The 16,587-nt window shown below is 46.0% G+C and carries 13 protein-coding genes; 6 read left to right on the top strand and 7 right to left on the bottom strand.

Going from position 1 to position 16,587, the window contains the following annotated elements; genetic code table 11:
* Window positions 1-26 precede the first annotated feature (26 nt).
* On the bottom strand, window positions 27-1,592 hold the full coding sequence (locus L5M17_RS07810) for a M16 family metallopeptidase (protein ID WP_263146459.1): 1,566 nt from the start codon (window positions 1,590-1,592) through the stop codon (window positions 27-29).
* A complete protein-coding gene (locus L5M17_RS07805; RefSeq protein ID WP_263146457.1) occupies window positions 1,589-3,007 on the bottom strand; it encodes a M16 family metallopeptidase in 1,419 nt (472 codons plus the stop codon). Before L5M17_RS07805 ends, L5M17_RS07810 begins: the two co-directional genes overlap by 4 nt.
* A gap of 216 nt (window positions 3,008-3,223) precedes the next feature.
* Between L5M17_RS07805 and L5M17_RS07800 the strand changes: the two genes are divergently transcribed.
* Complete coding sequence (locus L5M17_RS07800; RefSeq protein ID WP_105251567.1) at window positions 3,224-4,051, top strand: M14 family metallocarboxypeptidase; 828 nt, start codon at window positions 3,224-3,226, stop codon at window positions 4,049-4,051.
* Window positions 4,052-4,143: 92 nt separating this feature from the next.
* On the opposite strand, the gene L5M17_RS07795 is transcribed toward L5M17_RS07800, so the two are convergent.
* Window positions 4,144-5,058 (bottom strand): L,D-transpeptidase family protein, encoded by a 915-nt coding sequence (locus L5M17_RS07795; RefSeq protein ID WP_105251568.1) that lies wholly within the window; start codon window positions 5,056-5,058, stop codon window positions 4,144-4,146.
* An 886-nt stretch (window positions 5,059-5,944) separates the two neighbouring features.
* On the opposite strand from L5M17_RS07795, the gene L5M17_RS07790 reads away from it, so the two are divergent.
* A complete protein-coding gene (locus L5M17_RS07790) occupies window positions 5,945-7,675 on the top strand; it encodes a potassium/proton antiporter (RefSeq protein ID WP_131524280.1) in 1,731 nt (576 codons plus the stop codon).
* 91 nt (window positions 7,676-7,766) lie between these two features.
* Here L5M17_RS07790 and L5M17_RS07785 read toward each other — a convergent pair whose 3' ends face one another.
* Window positions 7,767-8,693 (bottom strand): LpxL/LpxP family Kdo(2)-lipid IV(A) lauroyl/palmitoleoyl acyltransferase, encoded by a 927-nt coding sequence (locus tag L5M17_RS07785; RefSeq protein ID WP_263146454.1) that lies wholly within the window; start codon window positions 8,691-8,693, stop codon window positions 7,767-7,769.
* A gap of 103 nt (window positions 8,694-8,796) precedes the next feature.
* Between L5M17_RS07785 and hldE the strand changes: the two genes are divergently transcribed.
* The 4 genes from hldE to L5M17_RS07765 all read left to right on the top strand — a co-directional run bounded on the left by hldE (window position 8,797) and on the right by L5M17_RS07765 (window position 12,435).
* A complete protein-coding gene (gene hldE / locus L5M17_RS07780) occupies window positions 8,797-10,227 on the top strand; it encodes a bifunctional D-glycero-beta-D-manno-heptose-7-phosphate kinase/D-glycero-beta-D-manno-heptose 1-phosphate adenylyltransferase HldE (protein ID WP_113939015.1) in 1,431 nt (476 codons plus the stop codon).
* Window positions 10,224-11,051 carry a hypothetical protein gene (locus tag L5M17_RS07775; protein ID WP_263146449.1) on the top strand — a complete coding sequence of 276 codons (828 nt, stop codon included), beginning with the start codon at window positions 10,224-10,226 and terminating at the stop codon, window positions 11,049-11,051. Before hldE ends, L5M17_RS07775 begins: the two co-directional genes overlap by 4 nt.
* Window positions 11,052-11,202: 151 nt before the next feature.
* Window positions 11,203-11,682: a TetR family transcriptional regulator gene (locus tag L5M17_RS07770; RefSeq protein WP_006082899.1), complete on the top strand. Its 480-nt coding sequence runs from the start codon at window positions 11,203-11,205 to the stop codon at window positions 11,680-11,682.
* Between the two features lie 168 nt (window positions 11,683-11,850).
* Window positions 11,851-12,435, top strand: coding sequence for a hypothetical protein (locus L5M17_RS07765; RefSeq protein WP_105251573.1), 585 nt, complete (start codon window positions 11,851-11,853; stop codon window positions 12,433-12,435).
* Between the two features lie 253 nt (window positions 12,436-12,688).
* Here the strand turns inward: L5M17_RS07765 and L5M17_RS07760 are convergent, their stop codons facing one another.
* The 3 genes from L5M17_RS07760 to L5M17_RS07750 all read right to left on the bottom strand — a co-directional run bounded on the left by L5M17_RS07760 (window position 12,689) and on the right by L5M17_RS07750 (window position 16,313).
* Window positions 12,689-13,069 carry a hypothetical protein gene (locus L5M17_RS07760; RefSeq protein WP_263146445.1) on the bottom strand — a complete coding sequence of 127 codons (381 nt, stop codon included), beginning with the start codon at window positions 13,067-13,069 and terminating at the stop codon, window positions 12,689-12,691.
* Window positions 13,070-13,290: 221 nt separating this feature from the next.
* On the bottom strand, window positions 13,291-14,775 hold the full coding sequence (gene pntB / locus L5M17_RS07755) for a Re/Si-specific NAD(P)(+) transhydrogenase subunit beta (protein WP_263146443.1): 1,485 nt from the start codon (window positions 14,773-14,775) through the stop codon (window positions 13,291-13,293).
* An 11-nt stretch (window positions 14,776-14,786) separates the two neighbouring features.
* Window positions 14,787-16,313: a Re/Si-specific NAD(P)(+) transhydrogenase subunit alpha gene (locus tag L5M17_RS07750; RefSeq protein ID WP_263146441.1), complete on the bottom strand. Its 1,527-nt coding sequence runs from the start codon at window positions 16,311-16,313 to the stop codon at window positions 14,787-14,789.
* Window positions 16,314-16,587: the final 274 nt, after the last annotated feature.

The raw sequence follows: 16,587 nt of genomic DNA, 5'->3' as shown, positions 1-16,587 counted from the left end.
GAATCTTTTAGAAGGATTATTTGGCTTTAGTTGTCAGTTAGGCCAACCTTGACCCTTTCAAACTGCCACTCTGGTAGCTTGGTTTTTAAGTCAGGAAGAATTCGATCAACATCGCCCCGCAAAATAATCAATGGATTACCACTAAAAGCCGCGTTTGCTAACTGTTGTAGCCTTTCGGGCGTTAGAGCCTGTAATCCTGCATTTAGCTGCTGAACTTCAATTTGAGTTAATCCTGTCGCGACTTGGTGGATATATTGGTTTTCACGTTGAATGCTGTTGTCTTGGCTGAGCAAATCTTCACCGATCAAATAGGTTTTAAGTGCATCGATTTCACCTTGGCTAACACCTTGCGTCTTAACGAGTGCGAGGTGATCTACTATCCCCACCACAAACGCGCCCGTATGTTCTATGGCTGTACTGCCGTAAAACTTGATACTGCTGGAGAGCGGTGCATTAGCACATTGGCCGTAGATGCCATAGGTGAGGCCGCGTTTTTCCCGTAAATCATAGTAAAGTCTGCCCGAAAAACTGCGGCCCATGAGTGCGGATAAACTGCGACAGCTTAAGGCTACTTCCTGTGGGTTCAGTTGCTGCTGAGTTGATGCATTACTTAGGACATGATCTATGGCATAACCTAGGCGGACTTGGGTTTGCACGCTGCCCGGCGCATCAATAAGGTAAATCCTCTTGATTTGCTGAGGCTTTACTGTCTCTGGTTTATCCACTTTCGGCACTGAATTAGGCAATATTGGCCACAGTTTAAGGCTAGCTTGAAGGTTAAATTTAGCGTTATTTGCCAAAGAGTTGGGTAGAAAAAGATGCCACTGTGCTTGTGTTACCGCCTGCTGTTGGATTTGTTGCAGTTGCCTTAGGCTGAGCGAATCGAACAATGTATTATTATTGATCACTCTATTGTAGGGATGTTTAGGGCCGAGCAGTTTATCGCGCCACACTTTATCTATCTCGGCGCCACTAAAGGCGTTTAAGTGTTTATTGAGCTTGAGTTGACGGCGAATATTGTCGACATCGACGGGGGCGGTTGTCGCATCAACAAAGGCATCTGGCTGCCAAAATTGCAGTAGTAAGCCGTAGATATGGTTAACATCGTCGGGGCAAGTGAGGCTTAAATTAATGCTGTGCAAGCTGACACGCATACTGAAAGTCTCAAGACAGGGATCTGCGCGGCTAATGGCAAGTGTGCGGGCCTTTTCTTGAAAGGCAATCTGTAAAATATCAGGATTATTGAAGGGAACTTGCGGGCTCACAGCCGCTAAACTGACCCTGTTGCTCACACTGTTATTCATTTGAACTGAGGCAAGGCGATGTAACTGATAGGGTAAATCCAATTCGGTATGGACTTCATCGGTAAAAATTTCATCCGTTACGGGGATAATGACGCCGCTTTTGGGTAAATGATTGTTCAAAGAGCTAGGCAAAGAATGGGCTAAAGAGTTTGGCGTTTCAAAATGGGCCAAACTCGGCGGTTCGCTCGGCGTGAAGACGATTTGCGTCTGCTGGCAGGCGTTTAGTGATAAAACCACAGCGCAGAACATTAAGCCTTGTAGCTGCTTTGACATTGTCTGAGTCGTCATAATACCGCATCCTCTAAACTGTCACTCATATCGTTAGGCAGCCATTCCAGTAGCGTTTTACCCCAGCGAATATACCAAGGTGGCAGTAGGTCGACTCGGACATAATCTTGGTTGAAATACCGTTTTGCGACGCTTTGGATATCGTCGGCCGTGACTGCGTTGATCCGTTGCCACTGCGCGGTAAAGGGATGGTCTTTATCTTGAGCCGACGTTGCGGAAAGCTTGGTAGCTAAGGCCTGGGTGTCATCCAGTTGTTGTAATTGATTGTTTAACCACACTTGTTTAAGTGTGCAAAGACTTGCTTCATCCAGAGCATCTTGCTGTGTTTGTGCCACAAGTCCCAACACTTTTTGCACTAAGGCATCGAGTGAGGTCCGTGCCCGTGGAACCAGGACGATATTCGCTATGCCATGATTTTCTAACTCAAAGGGCAGGGAGTAGCTGAGCATTTGTTCGGGATTATGCAGACTGAGTTTAGCGAGTGCACTGGTGGTGTTTTGAAATAAATAGCCTTCTAGTAGCCGAATTGCCGCCGCATCGGGGTGATCTTTACCTACTGTATGCCAAGCGAGCAGTAATCCGGGCCAAGGTCCGCGCTTATCCACTAACTCAGCATGTACTTGTTTAGGTTGGATTGTTAACTCAGAAAATTCAGGTTCAGCAATCGTTGGCCTAGACCAAGCCGCAAAATTTTGCTCAATCCATTGCCGGGTTTGTGGGCTTAGTTTGCCGACAAGGGAAAGCTGCATCGCATCGGGACGATAATAAGCACGGTGAAAGGCCGTTAGGTTTTCTGGTGTGGCTTGCAAGATATCTTCGCGATTGCCAATAATACCGTGACCGTAAGGAGTACCTTTTACTTGCTCGAGTAAAAACGTCATCGCGCTGCGGATATAGGGCTGATTATCTATGGTTTGTGCCATTTCCTGCAGTACGGTTTCCTGCTGATTTTTAACCGTAGTGGCATTAAGGCTAGGGCGGATAAAGCGATCGGCTTCGAGATATAAGCCCAGTTCTAATGCTTGGTTTGGCAGCGTCACATAGTAGTTGGTGTAGTCAAAATGTGTGCTGGCATTAAAACGTGCACCTAAAGCACTGAACTGCTGAGCATAGGTATCGCCGGGGGCATTTTCACTCCCTTTAAACAACATGTGCTCAAACAGATGGGCGTAACCGCTCTGACCTTGGGCTTCGTTGCGGGCGCCTAAATTAAATTGGCTGGCGACTGTGACTGTTTGTTTATCTACCATGGGCAGTAATCGCACTGTCAGGCCATTTTGTAGCGTATAGGTCTCTATATTCGCTTCGAGCGTATATAAGGCTTGCGCATCTTGCTCCGTGCGGCATTGGGCCTGTAGCGTATGACTGAAAACACTGGCCGAAAGGGCGATAAAAAAGGTGATTTGAGTTTTCATAAGTGCGTCCTGCCGAGCTTATTTTTTAATTTGTCAAATGTCTTACTCAAGCTGGATACCATTAACGACAGGCAATTGATACATTCGCAGGTATCGATACAGATTGCACCACTGTCGACGACTGCTCGGATTTCATCGAAATCAGTTGAATAGCATTCAGTTTTTGAAAAGAACTGCTATGATGGCACAGTTCTTTTTCTGGCATAAGTACAAGATATGGTAAGCAGATCTCCGTTCGAATCCTTTCAGTGGAAAAGCGATATTTTTAACTGTGAAAGCACTGATATTGATAATTTCTATCTGCTGCTTGAGCAGGAAATGACCCGTTTGGGCATGGTTGAGAAAACATTGGGTGAAGTGGGTAAATACGATGTTAGCTTGTATCAGTCACCGGCCGCTAAGTCAGGCTTACCTTCTTTATTGATCAGCACAGGATTTCATGGCGAAGAATCTGCAGGCCCATGGGGTTTGTTGCATTTTTTGAGTGAAGCTTCAGCAGACCTATTTGAACGGGTGAACTTGAGTTTATTGCCTCTCGTCAATCCTACTGGATTCAGTCGTGGTCATAGATTTAATAAATACGGCGAAAATCCAAATCGTGGTTTTGTATTTGAGAACGGTAAACCTAAAGCGAATGAACATACATCGGTTGAAGGTAAGCTATTGTTAGAGCACGCACAGTTACTGCTTGCTGCGAGTCGAGACGGTATTTTAACTTGCCATGAAGATGTCTTGAGTCGTGAAGCCTATGTGTATTCTTTTGAGCCAAGCCAAGTGCCAGGACGTTTTAGTCTCGATCTGCGCGATACTTTAGGTGGTTATTTCCCGATTGCGGTAGACGGTGAGATTGATGGGTGTCCTGTTAAGGATGGTTTGATCTTCAATCATTTTGATACGTCTTTTGAAGCTTGTTTAGTACGAAGTGGTGCTCGTGTCGGTGCTTGTACTGAAACGCCTGCGTTGCAAAACTTCGATCAACGCGTATTAGCAAACAGTGCTGCTATGACTCACTTCTTGGCCCTGTGTGCACCTTTATGTGATTGATATGTTAGTCTATTACGTTAGTGAATAGCCTGACATGACAAAAAAATACCCGCAGATTGCGGGTATTTTTTTAGGTGGTATTCGCCAGTGAATTATTGATTAATTCGCATTGGCACACCAGTACGTTCATCGAGTAGCTTCTTGATCACAGAAGAATCAGTGTCAGCTTTAGCGATAAACTTAGCGATCTCTTTTGGCAGTGATATCGCAACGGGCTCATTTGATTCAAACTCCGCCACAGTGCGAGACAATGGTTGATGCACGGCTAAGTAGCGTTTACCGTCTGGCTCTTCGGTTGCTTTAATCGGTTGGTTCACAAATTGTACCCGGGTTCCCACTGGTACAGTCTTGAATAGATGCTCGATATCTTCATGGCGTAAACGCACACAACCTTGACTGACACGCAAACCGATACCGAAACTCGCGTTAGTACCATGAATCGCATACAAGTTGCCGATATACAGCGCATACAGTCCCATAGGGTTATCTGGACCCGCTGGCCATACCGCTGGCAGGATTTCACCTTTAGCAGCATATTCTTTACGAATGCGCGGTGTGGGTGTCCAAGTTGGATTCGCACGCTTGCGTTGTACAGTGGTCACCCAGTTTTCTGGTGTGTCTTTACCAATTTGGCCAATACCAATAGGCAACACTTCAACAGTCTTTTTGCCTTTCGGATAGTAATACAAACGCATTTCAGCCACGTTGATCACTATGCCTTCACGGGGAGCGTTTGGCAGGATCAATTGCAATGGAATGATCAGTTGGCTACCTGGTTTTGGCAGAAATGGATCCACACCTGGGTTAGCTTCGAGTAAGTTACTGAGACCAAGCTGGTATTTGGCTGCGATATCTTCGAGAGTGTGTTTACCCTCTGGAACCGTATAATACTGGTTCTCGCCAATTAGCCTGCTTTGGGCGGCTGGTAAAGGATATTCCGTTGCTAAAGCGGACAGACTAGGGAAAACCAAAGTCAATAATAAAGCTGTGGTGCGAAGCATACTCATAAGCGGATACTACGATTCCTGTTAATAAAAAAGCGTGTTTAACGCAGCTTTCTCTCTTAAAACGAGAGCGGCAATTTGACGAGCAAAATGCACTGGCGCGCGAAGCTCGCATCCTTCCTTATTTTGGACATTATTTCAACTGAAATATGATCAGTACGGCGTATTTATCGCTTAATTTTTTGTTTTAACGGTTTTCCTTGGCGGCGTCAATTGCCAGTATTTAGTCTTGTCGTTAAAACCTGCTGTACTCAATTGTCTTGTGCATGCCTTCCTGCTTGATGAAAAATATTTGCAGTGTTAACCAATCTAAAACGTGTCTGTTTGAATGGCGAGCATGTATGGCGTTACTGGAACTGAATTGATTTGTTTTGGGAAAACAGTGTGTGGTCATTTTCTGACAAGGCTATTGCTCATCGGATAAAGTGAGTTTAAATCATCTCATTGGCAAATAAATGGAGTTAAAACAATTAGCTTAAGAATAATGTTCAAATATTCACCTTTTATACGACATTATTTTATCTGGCACTAAATTGGCTATGATACCGTTAGTTTATGCAGGTTTGTGAGCTGAGTTTTGCTTGAATGATTTGAGTTTACGTTCAGTTTGTTATTTTTAACTATTTGATATTTATTTCTTTTAATTCTTATTAAGTCATGTGGAGATGTTCTGCTATCCTTTAGGTTTTACGTTCGCCTTTATCTAAAGGTTAATAGAAAGTTGGTTTTATGACATTTTTTATGTAGATGATTGAAATTTAATATTTAACGCTCCAATAATTCGATATTTTTGTGCTAATATAAAATCATAAAATTGTGAGTTGAGTCATTTTTAACCTCGGTGATTTGTCTATCGTTTAACTAAACAACCTGTATTAAGGAGGCGTTTGTGGATGCAGATTCCATCAATAGTTTTTTTCTGATTGGCGCCTTGCTTACAGCAGTGAGTGTTTTACTTAGTCCTATGTCTTCCCGTTTGGGCATCCCTATTTTATTGATTTTCCTCGCTGTGGGTATTTTGGCTGGCGAAGATGGCGTTGGTGGAATCCAGTTTGATGATTATTCAACTTCCTATTTAGTCAGTAACTTAGCCTTAGCGATTATTTTACTCGATGGCGGTATGCGCACCCGCGTTGCCAGTTTTAGGGTGGCGCTATGGCCTGCATTATCGTTGGCGACCTTTGGCGTTGCCATTACGACCAGTATTACTGGCATGATGGCCGCATGGTTGTTCGACTTGCATTGGTTGCAAGGTTTGCTGGTGGGCGCGATTGTGGGCTCGACCGATGCCGCCGCGGTATTTTCCTTGCTTAAAGGGCGTAGCCTTAACGAGCGGGTTGGTGCGACCTTAGAAATTGAGTCCGGCAGTAACGATCCTATGGCGGTATTCTTAACCGTAACCTTGATTGCCATTCTTGCCAATGTCGACAGTGAGTTGTCCTTCAGCTTTATGCTTATTAGCTTTATAAAGCAATTTGGTCTGGGGATCTGTTTAGGTTTAGGCGGCGGCTGGATGCTGTGGAAGCTCGTCAATTTAAGCAAGTTAGCTGATGGTCTGTACTCTATTTTAGTTTTAAGCGGTGGTCTGATTATTTATGCTGCATCCAACAAACTGGGTGGTAGCGGTATTCTGTCGATTTACTTAGTGGGTCTGTTCCTCGGCAATAAGCCAACCCGTGGCCGTCATGCGATTTTGAACGTACTGGATGGTATGACTTGGGTCAGTCAAATCGGCATGTTCCTCGTATTAGGGTTATTGCTTACCCCTTCAGATTTAGTCGATATCATGATCCCAGGTTTTGCTCTGGCATTCGGAATGATTTTATTTGCTCGCCCTGTCGCCGTATGGATCAGTTTATTGCCGTTTAAGAGCTTTAGCAGCCGCGACCGCTGGTTTATTTCTTGGGTGGGGTTACGCGGCGCTGTGCCTATCATCTTAGCAGTATTCCCTATGATGGCGGGCTTACCGGGTGCTCAGTTGTACTTCAACTTAGCCTTCTTCGTTGTATTAGTGTCGTTGCTGGTTCAAGGTGCATCTTTGACCACTGCAGCGCGTTTAGCTAAGGTGGAACTGCCCCCAAAGCCGTTACCCGTTTCGCGCTCGGGAGTTGAAATTTACCCGAGCAGCGAATGGGAAGTGTTTGTCTATCGTTTGAGTGAAAGTAAGTGGTGTATTGGTGAGCCGCTAAAGCGCTTAGCTATGCCAGATGGGACACGGATTGCGGCGGTATTTAGGGATGACACTTTGCTGCATCCATCGGGTAGCACTCGTCTCGAGGCGGGCGATATACTCTGTGTGCTGGGTCAGGAGAAAAGTTTAGAAGCCTTGAGTAACCTCTTTAGCCAAGCGCCAGAAAATAAAGAAGTACAACGATTCTTCGGTGATTTCTTTATTGAAACTGACGTTAAGCTTGCGGATCTCGCGCCTATTTATGGTTTGAGTTTAGATAATCTCGCTGATGATATGACAGTCGCAGACCTTGTGGTATCTCAGCTTGGCGCCAATCCTGTACTTGGGGATCAGTTCCACTGGCAGTCGTTGCATTGGGTGGTGGCGGGGTTGTATGAAGGTAAAGTCACTAACGTAGGTATTCGTTTACCGACTGAGAATGCGCTCTAATCCTATGTGCTAGATGGTCCTTACTATCGAAAGTCACCATAAAAAATGCCAGCTTATTTGCTGGCATTTTTGTATTCAAAGCTAATTGAGCTTATTGATATAAAGATTTGTCCGTTGGGTCGGGACGGGTCTTAAAGCGGCGATGTAACCACATATATTGGGCGCGGTTTTTATCTATGATGGATTCGATAATCTTGTTACCGCGAATCGCGTCGGCTAATTCATCTTCGCCGGGGAAATTATCTAGCGGTGGCATCACTTCAATTCGATAGCCTTTATCATCTGTAGTACGTTCCACAAAAAAAGGCAGGACTTTGGCTTTGCCGAGTTTAGCTAACGTGGTGGCACCGGTAATCGTTGCCGCATCTGGCATGGCATAAAATGGGATAAATACCGCACTGGAACGGCCAAAGTCTTGATCGGCCGTGTACCAAATCACATCGGGATTGCGTAGGCAGCGTATCATTTGGCGCAAGTCGCGTTTAGAAACAAGACCTTTATTCGAGCGTAAACGGCCTTTGACCTGCAGGTATTCCATCACAGGATTATTGTGTGGGCGATAAACCCCCACGCCGGGTTGGAATTGGCCGAAGATACGTGCGCCCATTTCCAGCGGTAAACAATGCACGGCAAAGAGGATCACGCCGTGGCCAGCATTTAACGTGTCTTGTACGTGTTCTTTGCCTGTGATGCTCATGTGCTGCTGCACTTTTTCATCGGACCACCACCATGCATTGATGGTATCGAAAATGGCTTTGCCCGTTTCTTCAAAGTTACGCGTGAGTAAATCTTCTCGCTGTGTTTCCGTCATTTCAGGGAAACAGAGGGTCAAGTTACGGCGCGCTGTGTGGGTGCGGCCAGCTGCGAATTTCATCACTAAGCGACCCAATCCCTTACCCAGCGTCATCTGCCAAGGAAGCGGTAGAAGCTGAGTTAAACGCATCAAAAATACGCCAAACCACATGGGCCAATGCTTAGGATGATATAAAGAAGATGAAAACTCGGCTTTCTCGACCACAAAAATACTCACTACTTTTGAAAATTACTGCTCATTCTAACTCAATTTTTGCTGAAAATTAGGTACAATCACGGTTTAATTTCTGCATAAAGATAAGAGCACTATGAAGGTTTCTCTGCCTGCATTTGAAAAAGCCAGAGTGTTAGTCGTCGGCGATGTGATGTTAGACCGCTATTGGGTTGGCCCTACGGGACGTATCTCCCCTGAAGCCCCCGTACCTGTGGTGAAGATTAATCAAGTCGAAGACAGACCCGGCGGCGCGGCCAACGTGGCGCTCAATATCGCGACCTTAGGGGGGCAAGTCCAACTTGCCGGGCTCGTCGGTCAAGACGATACTGCCCATGCCCTAACGCTCGGTGTGCAAACTTTAGGGGTTGAACCCCAATGGTTAAGTATTACTGATAAACCAACCATCACTAAGCTGCGGGTGTTATCACGTAATCAGCAGCTTATCCGCCTCGATTTCGAAGAAGCCTTCGACAAGGCCGATAGCGTACGTTTATTGAAACAATCCGAGGCCTTACTCGATTCTGTCGATGTTGTGGTGTTGTCCGACTATGCAAAGGGCGCTATCGATCAGCCGCGAGATTTTATTGCATTAGCGCGTTCGAAAGGTGTGATGGTATTAGTCGATCCTAAGGGCAGTGACTTTGGTCGTTATCATGGCGCGTCGCTAATTACCCCAAATATGAGCGAGTTTGAAGCCGTTGTTGGCACTGTGACCTCTGAAGCCGACCTGCTGGAAAAAGCCCGTGGCTTACTCAAGCAACATCATTTTGATGCCATTTTAGTCACCCGCTCTGAAAAGGGCATGACCTTAGTGACCGCTAATGCGCCTGAGTTGCACATTCCTACCGTTGCCCGTGAAGTCTATGATGTGACGGGGGCTGGCGATACTGTGATTTCAGCCTTAGCAACCTCATTAGCCGCGGGCGCCGATTTACCGCAGGCTTGCGCAATTGCGAACACCGCCGCTGGCGTTGTGGTAGGTAAACTTGGCACTTCTACCGTGAGCCGCATTGAGCTTATTGAAGCCCTAGCTTTGCACCATGGAGAATCGGGTTTTGGGGTGGTGAGTGAAGATCAACTGGCCTACGCCTTAGAGCAAGCCAAACTACGCGGTGAACGTGTGGTGATGACTAATGGTTGCTTTGATATTTTACATGCGGGCCACGTGAGCTATCTTAAACAGGCGAAAGCTTTGGGCGATCGTTTGATCGTCGCGGTAAACGATGATGCCTCGGTTAAACGCCTCAAGGGTGAAGGCCGTCCAGTTAATCAGGTTGATCGTCGTATGGCTGTGCTCGCTGGCTTAGCTTCTGTTGATTGGGTTGTGCCTTTTAGTGAAGATACGCCGCAGCGCATCATTACTCGATTGCTGCCAAATCTGCTGGTCAAAGGTGGTGATTATAAGCTTGAGGATATTGCTGGTGGCGCTGAAGTGATTGCCGCCGGTGGCCAAGTTCAAGTGCTGGGCTTTGAGGATGGCATTTCAACGACAGCGATTATACAAAATATCATGGCGAATCAGTGAGCTTAGTCGCTCTGGCATTCGCATCTAGCCTGACTTGGACGCCCATTGCCGATAAGCAGGCTTTGATTTGCCCTTTACCAGAGCTTGGTACTTGCTTGGCATTATTGCCAGAGCAAGTGTTGGTGCAGCTTCCTGCAACACTCGAACAATTTAGGCTTGATTTAGGCCGCAGAAGTGCCATGGTCATGCCCGTCGATGACAATAAAATTGCGGGCCTAGTCTTAGTGAATGAGCAGCGGACACCGCAAGTACAGTTAGCCAGTGTCGATATGGTGACCTACCAATTACCTTTGCTTGAACAGCCGCAATTAACCCTATGGCATGAGCTCGGTCATTTGGAGAACCTTGCTCTGCAAGGCTCTGTGTTACCGACTCACTTGAGTGCATATCAACATGAATGGCTAGCTGACATTTATTTGGTTTGGCGTATCGCACGGGAGAAAAATGATTTTGCCTTGGCGTGGCAGCAATACCACAGACGCAATCTTGATGCATTAACAAGCCCGCAATACTTGTCACATTGGAGTTCGCCAATGTTGATACAAGTGTTGCATCGATACGATGTTGCTCAAGTGGCTAAATTTGCCGAGTATCGGGACTTTTTAACGAATTTTTACCCTAAAGCCGAGCAATTAGAGCCGAGATTATTAGGTGAGTATTCGAGCTTAATGCAACGCACTTTTGGCGCGAGTGTATTGCAACCCCTTCCTGAATATCTATTTTGGCGAAAAGCTGATCTTGGACACTATCTCCAACCGACGTTCGTTTTACTCATGGGCGAAGAAAAAGCACATAACTGGTTGGTACAAAATTCAATGTTATGAATGTGTTAATTAAATCTGTGGTGAAGCCTGTTTTAAACTGAACCCTAGCTGAACAAAAGTGAAATACGCTGGTTACGGCCCAGTGAACAGCAGTAATCCCTGAGCGGCTTTGGTAAGCTTTCCCCCTAAAAATAAGAGGGGAGACATTACTATGGCTAAGCGCTCGCGAGTACAAACTGAGCAAACCATAAATCAAATTATGGATGAAGCGTTAAGACAAATTTTGACTATCGGCTTTGAGACTATGTCTTATACTACGTTATCTGAAGCAACGGGTATTAGTCGCACAGGTATTAGTCACCATTTTCCACGCAAAAGCGATTTTCTTGTTCGTTTAGATAGTCGTATCGGCAATCTATTTGTTGCTGCGCTGGATTTTTCTAGCCAAGAGGCATTGGAAACATCCTGGATGCAGGCAATGCAGGAAGAGCATTACCGCGCAGTATTAAGACTGTTCTTTAGTCTTTGTGGTGGTGCGAATAATGAAATTACCCTCTTTAGAGCGGTGAGTACAGCGCGTCAGCAAGCGATTGCTGAGTTAGGCTTAGCGGGCGATCGCACGATCAACCACCTATTAGGCCGTACAGCTGTGATGTTGCTATCCAATTTTGATGTGGCAAAAGCAGCATAATAGACTGACCAATGAATATAAAAATGGAGCCAGATGGCTCCTTTTTTGTGGGTAAAAATCGTGATTTGTACTGAGGTAAGTCATACCCCAATAGTGTAGGATGACCACTCAATAATGATTTAAGTTAGTGATATTGCTTTGTACTCTTGATTTGACAGGATAAAACATATGGACATGACACCCATCTCTAATGAGGCAGATATGCCTAAACGCGCCATTAAGCTTGATAACACTGAGCTTATCAAAACCAGTTTTTGGGTGAGTCAGATTTTTATAATCATTGCGACTGTTGTTGGCGTGTACTTAGCCGCGCAAGAAGGGTTGTCACAGGCAATTAAATTTGATGCCCTGAGCAATATGCAGAATAACTATCATCTGCGTCATGCCCTATATGACGAAGTGAGTGACAATGTTGAAATCTTGAGTCATTACGCTGACACAGTTGAGACTGTGAGTAGTAATAGTTTAGTGAAAATGCATCCGCAGATGGGATTATTTGTCTGGGATAACATGCGCTATTCTGCCAATGCGCTAGAAACACCGAGTGATATTTTGTCTGATATTCGTCGTTTGTATTTAGAGTCTGAGAAGATCATTAGTAATATTGAAACCCGTCACTATAGCGTTTCTTACGGTAAGGATCAGTTGCAAAATGTATTGAGTAAAATCAAAGAAGATACTTTGCCAAAACTCAAAACGAATTATGAAACCCTGTCAAAAGAGCTTAAAGATAACGATATTGCCGTCGACTAACGTATCTTGGCTTAGCTCCCCCCAAACATCAGGGGTCATTCTTATCCCTGATGTTTGAATCCATTGATGAATTCTGTGTTGCTGACAACACTTCTGCATGATCTGCTTTAGTCCCCATTATTTTATGGCACTTAAGCTAACGATGAATCTAGTCAGATTTTCTCCGTCGGTATTTGTCATCAAAACCATGTTGAGTTAGCTTAATTCCTGTCGATAGGCTTGAGTTAGCTTAATTCCTGTCGATAGGCTTGAGTTAGCTTAATTCCTGTCGATAGGCTTGAGTTAATTTTTGCTGTTGTAGATAGATGCGAATAGCCAAGAAGGTTAATGCGGCAGCAATCACGGCACAGATTGCGTGGTGGAAGACTAAGTGACTTATTAGGAATGTGGGCAAGTCTTCAAAGCTGTCGATAAGGAAAAGCTTAGTGATTAAGCCGATATAGACGAGAAGATGTAGAGCCGCGCCAGTGATAAAGAGTCGTTTAAATTTATCAGTCAGTTTGATATCTAACTTGATATTAAACCATCGACAAAATAGGTACCCACTCAGGCCGATGGTAATCGATATCCAGCCAAGCCCGAGTAATGAGGTTTTGATTAATACGGCAGACAGGATAAACAGCCCAAGCAACATTTATTATTTCCTTAAACCAGCTTTAGATTTAACTTAGTGTTTTAGTTTACATTAAGCATATCAGCATTGTGGGCAGATAAGCCTCGCATCATATTGGCGCAGAGACTAGCTTAATAGGCTTAAAAAAATGTGAAAAGAAAGGGAGCCATTGGCTCCCTTCATTTCTTTAGAATAGTGTTTATCGCCTAAACGATTTCTACTCTGTTGATATTAAATCAAACTCAAAGTGCCTTTAAAATGGCTTCAACACTGGCCTTAGCATCCCCAAACAGCATTTGGGTATTTTCTTTGAAGAACAGTGGGTTTTGCACGCCGGCATAACCTGTGTTCATCGAACGTTTAAAGCCAATCACGTTTTGTGCTTTCCACACTTCCAGCACTGGCATACCTGCGATTGGACTGCCTGGATCTTCCATTGCCGCGGGGTTAACCGTGTCGTTGGCGCCGATAACGAGCACGACATCTGTGTCTTTAAAGTCTTCATTGATTTCGTCCATTTCGAGCACGATATCGTAGGGGACTTTCGCTTCAGCGAGCAGTACGTTCATATGGCCTGGTAATCGACCAGCAACTGGATGGATACCAAAACGCACTTTCACGCCGCGATCACGTAGTTTTTGAGTGATTTCCGCAACAGGATATTGCGCTTGCGCCACTGCCATACCGTAACCCGGAGTGATGATGACTGAAGTGGCATTTTTCAGCATATCCGCCACATCTTCGGCGTTGGTTTCACGGTATTCACCCATTTCTTCATCGGCAGTCGAGGCCACTCCATCTGTGCCAAAGCCACCCGCGATAACTGAAATAAATGAGCGATTCATGGCCTTACACATGATGTAAGACAGAATAGCACCCGATGAACCCACTAACGCGCCGACCACAATCAAGAGGTCGTTCGACAACATAAAGCCTGCTGCTGCCGCTGCCCAACCTGAGTAGGAGTTCAGCATAGACACCACCACTGGCATATCCGCGCCGCCAATGGATGCGACTAAATGCCAGCCAAAGGCGAAGGCAATCAAGGTCATCAACAGCAGTGCTGGCATAGTGCCGCCTGTCTGTACGAAGTATACCAACAGGGCGAAAGACACTAGCACTGCGACTAGGTTTAGCTTGTGGCGATGTGGCAGCATCAGAGGTTTAGATGAAATCAGTCCGCGTAACTTACAAAAGGCAACGATAGAACCCGTAAAGGTCACCGCACCGATGAAGATCCCGAGGAAGACTTCGACCAAGTGAATTTTAAGCATAGCGCCAGTGAGGTGCTCTTTGCTGGCGGTCTTCACCGCTTCACTCAACGCATCTTGTACTGCGGCGAGGGTCGTATTGATATCACCACCGACTGCCACCACGACTTGTGATACTTCCTGTGGGTGTAAGTCGATAAAGCTGTTGAAACCCACTAATACCGCGGCCATACCCACAAAGCTGTGCAATATAGCAACCAGTTCTGGCATTTCAGTCATTTCGACTTTTAGTGCTAAACGGATACCAATCGCGCCGCCAATCACCATAGCGATTAAGATCCACGCAATTCCGTTAGTATCGGGGTTGAAAATGGTAGCCAGTAGGGCGATTGCCATACCTAAGATACCGAATAAATTGCCGTGTTTTGCCGTCTCTTGCTTCGACAGTCCCGCGAGACTGAAGATGAAGAGAATGGCGGCAATAATGTAAGCTGCTGTTACCAGTCCTTGAGACACGTTAAACCCCCTTAATCCTTACGGAACATCTTCAGCATGCGCTGAGTGACGGTAAAGCCACCGAAGATGTTAATACTGGCGATCAGCACGGCGATAAACGCCAGTACAGTGACCAAAGTTGAACCCTGACCGATTTGCAGTAGGGCGCCGACCACGATAATGCCCGAAATCGCGTTAGTGACTGACATTAAAGGTGTATGCAGTGAGTGGGATACGTTCCATACCACGTAATAGCCAACAACGCAGGACAGCAAGAATACTGTGAAATGCGACAGGAACTCTGGTGGTGCTACCGATGCCACGGCAGCAAACCCTGCAACGCCTAAGGCGGCGAGCACGTATTTGAGCTTAGATGGTGCCTTCGGAGTGGTATTTTTCGGCTCGATTTTCGCCGCTGGTTTTGCTGGCGCCGCAGAAACAGAAATCGGTGGTGGCGGGAAGGTCACTTCACCTTCTTTAATCACTGTCATATTGCGCATGACTACATCATCAAAGTTGATGCTGGCTGTGCCGTCCTTTTCTTTACACATTAACTTCATCAGGTTGACTAAGTTAGTGCCGTAAAGCTGTGAGGATTGCGCCGGTAGACGACCTGGAAGGTCGGTATAACCAATCACTTTTACGCCGTTAGGAGTAACAAACAGCTCACCCGATTGCGTGTATTCGCAGTTACCACCCGTCGCAGCGGCTAAATCGACGATCACTGAGCCGCTCTTCATGCTATCGACCATGGTTTTGGTGATGAGCTTAGGCGCAGGACGACCAGGGATCAGCGCCGTAGTGATGATGATATCGACTTCTTTGGCTTGCTCAGCAAACAGCGCCATTTCGGCGGCAATAAATTCATCCGACATGGTTTTAGCATAACCGTCCGATGAACCACCTTCCTCGTTACCAAAATCCAGTTTAAGGAATTGGCCGCCCATAGATTCGATTTGCTCGGCCACTTCTAAGCGGGTATCGAAGGCGCGCACTATGGCGCCAAGCGATCCTGCTGTACCAATGGCGGCAAGGCCAGCTACACCAGCACCAATGACTAACACTTTGGCGGGCGGTACTTTACCAGCAGCGGTAATTTGGCCAGTAAAGAAACGGCCAAATTGATGTGCGGCTTCAACAACGGCGCGATATCCACCAATGTTTGCCATAGAGGAGAGGGCATCAAGTGACTGGGCGCGGGAGATGCGTGGCACCATGTCCATTGCCATCACGTTGATCTTACGTTTAGATAACTTCGCAACCAGCTCAGGGTTTTGTGCGGGCCAAATAAAGCTGACGATAGTCGCCCCGTCTTTGATTTGTTCAATTTCGGCGTCGCTTGGCGCATTGACCTTAAAGATCAGATCGGCTTGCCAAACGTTTGTTGTCACCTTCGCGCCCGCAGCTTCAAAAGCTGCATCATCGAAACTTGACAGTTGACCCGCATTGGCCTCAATAACAACTTCAAAGCCGAGTTTTTTAAGCTGCTCAACGGTGGCTGGGGTCGCGGCGACCCTAGTTTCACCGGCGAGACTTTCTCTCGGTATTCCAATCTGCATGACTACTCCCTGATGGTTTATATAATCGTTCCGCCTGCTGTTCTTCCTTCATCGTACTCAACTGCAAAATCTGTCGTCACCAGCGTTTATTCGGCGGGTGATTCGAGTCAGTTAGGGCATTCAATCTAGGATGGACACTTTTTGTTTTTAAAACAAACTATTCTGTGGGCAACAGAAATTATTGTTCGACAGGCTCATGACCATTGTGGCAATACTTTAGCTTGGCACAAGTGCATATTTCTCAAGCAGGCCGTTTCTGCACTGGTCGGATCAA

Source organism: Shewanella sp. SW24 (assembly GCF_025653395.1).
Classification (GTDB): domain Bacteria; phylum Pseudomonadota; class Gammaproteobacteria; order Enterobacterales; family Shewanellaceae; genus Shewanella; species Shewanella oncorhynchi.
The sequence above is the reverse complement of the archived record's forward strand: the minus strand, read 5'-3'. Positions and strand labels throughout refer to the sequence as shown.

Excerpts from the sequence above, each read along its gene's own strand:
- L5M17_RS07810 (WP_263146459.1), bottom strand. The coding sequence starts at position 1,592 with ATGACGACTCAGACAATGTCAAAGCAGCTACAAGGCTTAATGTTCTGC.
- L5M17_RS07805 (WP_263146457.1), bottom strand. The coding sequence starts at position 3,007 with ATGAAAACTCAAATCACCTTTTTTATCGCCCTTTCGGCCAGTGTTTTC.
- L5M17_RS07800 (WP_105251567.1), top strand. The coding sequence starts at position 3,224 with ATGGTAAGCAGATCTCCGTTCGAATCCTTTCAGTGGAAAAGCGATATT.
- L5M17_RS07795 (WP_105251568.1), bottom strand. The coding sequence starts at position 5,058 with ATGAGTATGCTTCGCACCACAGCTTTATTATTGACTTTGGTTTTCCCT.
- hldE (WP_113939015.1), top strand. The coding sequence starts at position 8,797 with ATGAAGGTTTCTCTGCCTGCATTTGAAAAAGCCAGAGTGTTAGTCGTC.
- L5M17_RS07770 (WP_006082899.1), top strand. The coding sequence starts at position 11,203 with ATGGCTAAGCGCTCGCGAGTACAAACTGAGCAAACCATAAATCAAATT.
- L5M17_RS07765 (WP_105251573.1), top strand. The coding sequence starts at position 11,851 with ATGGACATGACACCCATCTCTAATGAGGCAGATATGCCTAAACGCGCC.
- L5M17_RS07760 (WP_263146445.1), bottom strand. The coding sequence starts at position 13,069 with ATGTTGCTTGGGCTGTTTATCCTGTCTGCCGTATTAATCAAAACCTCA.
- L5M17_RS07750 (WP_263146441.1), bottom strand. The coding sequence starts at position 16,313 with ATGCAGATTGGAATACCGAGAGAAAGTCTCGCCGGTGAAACTAGGGTC.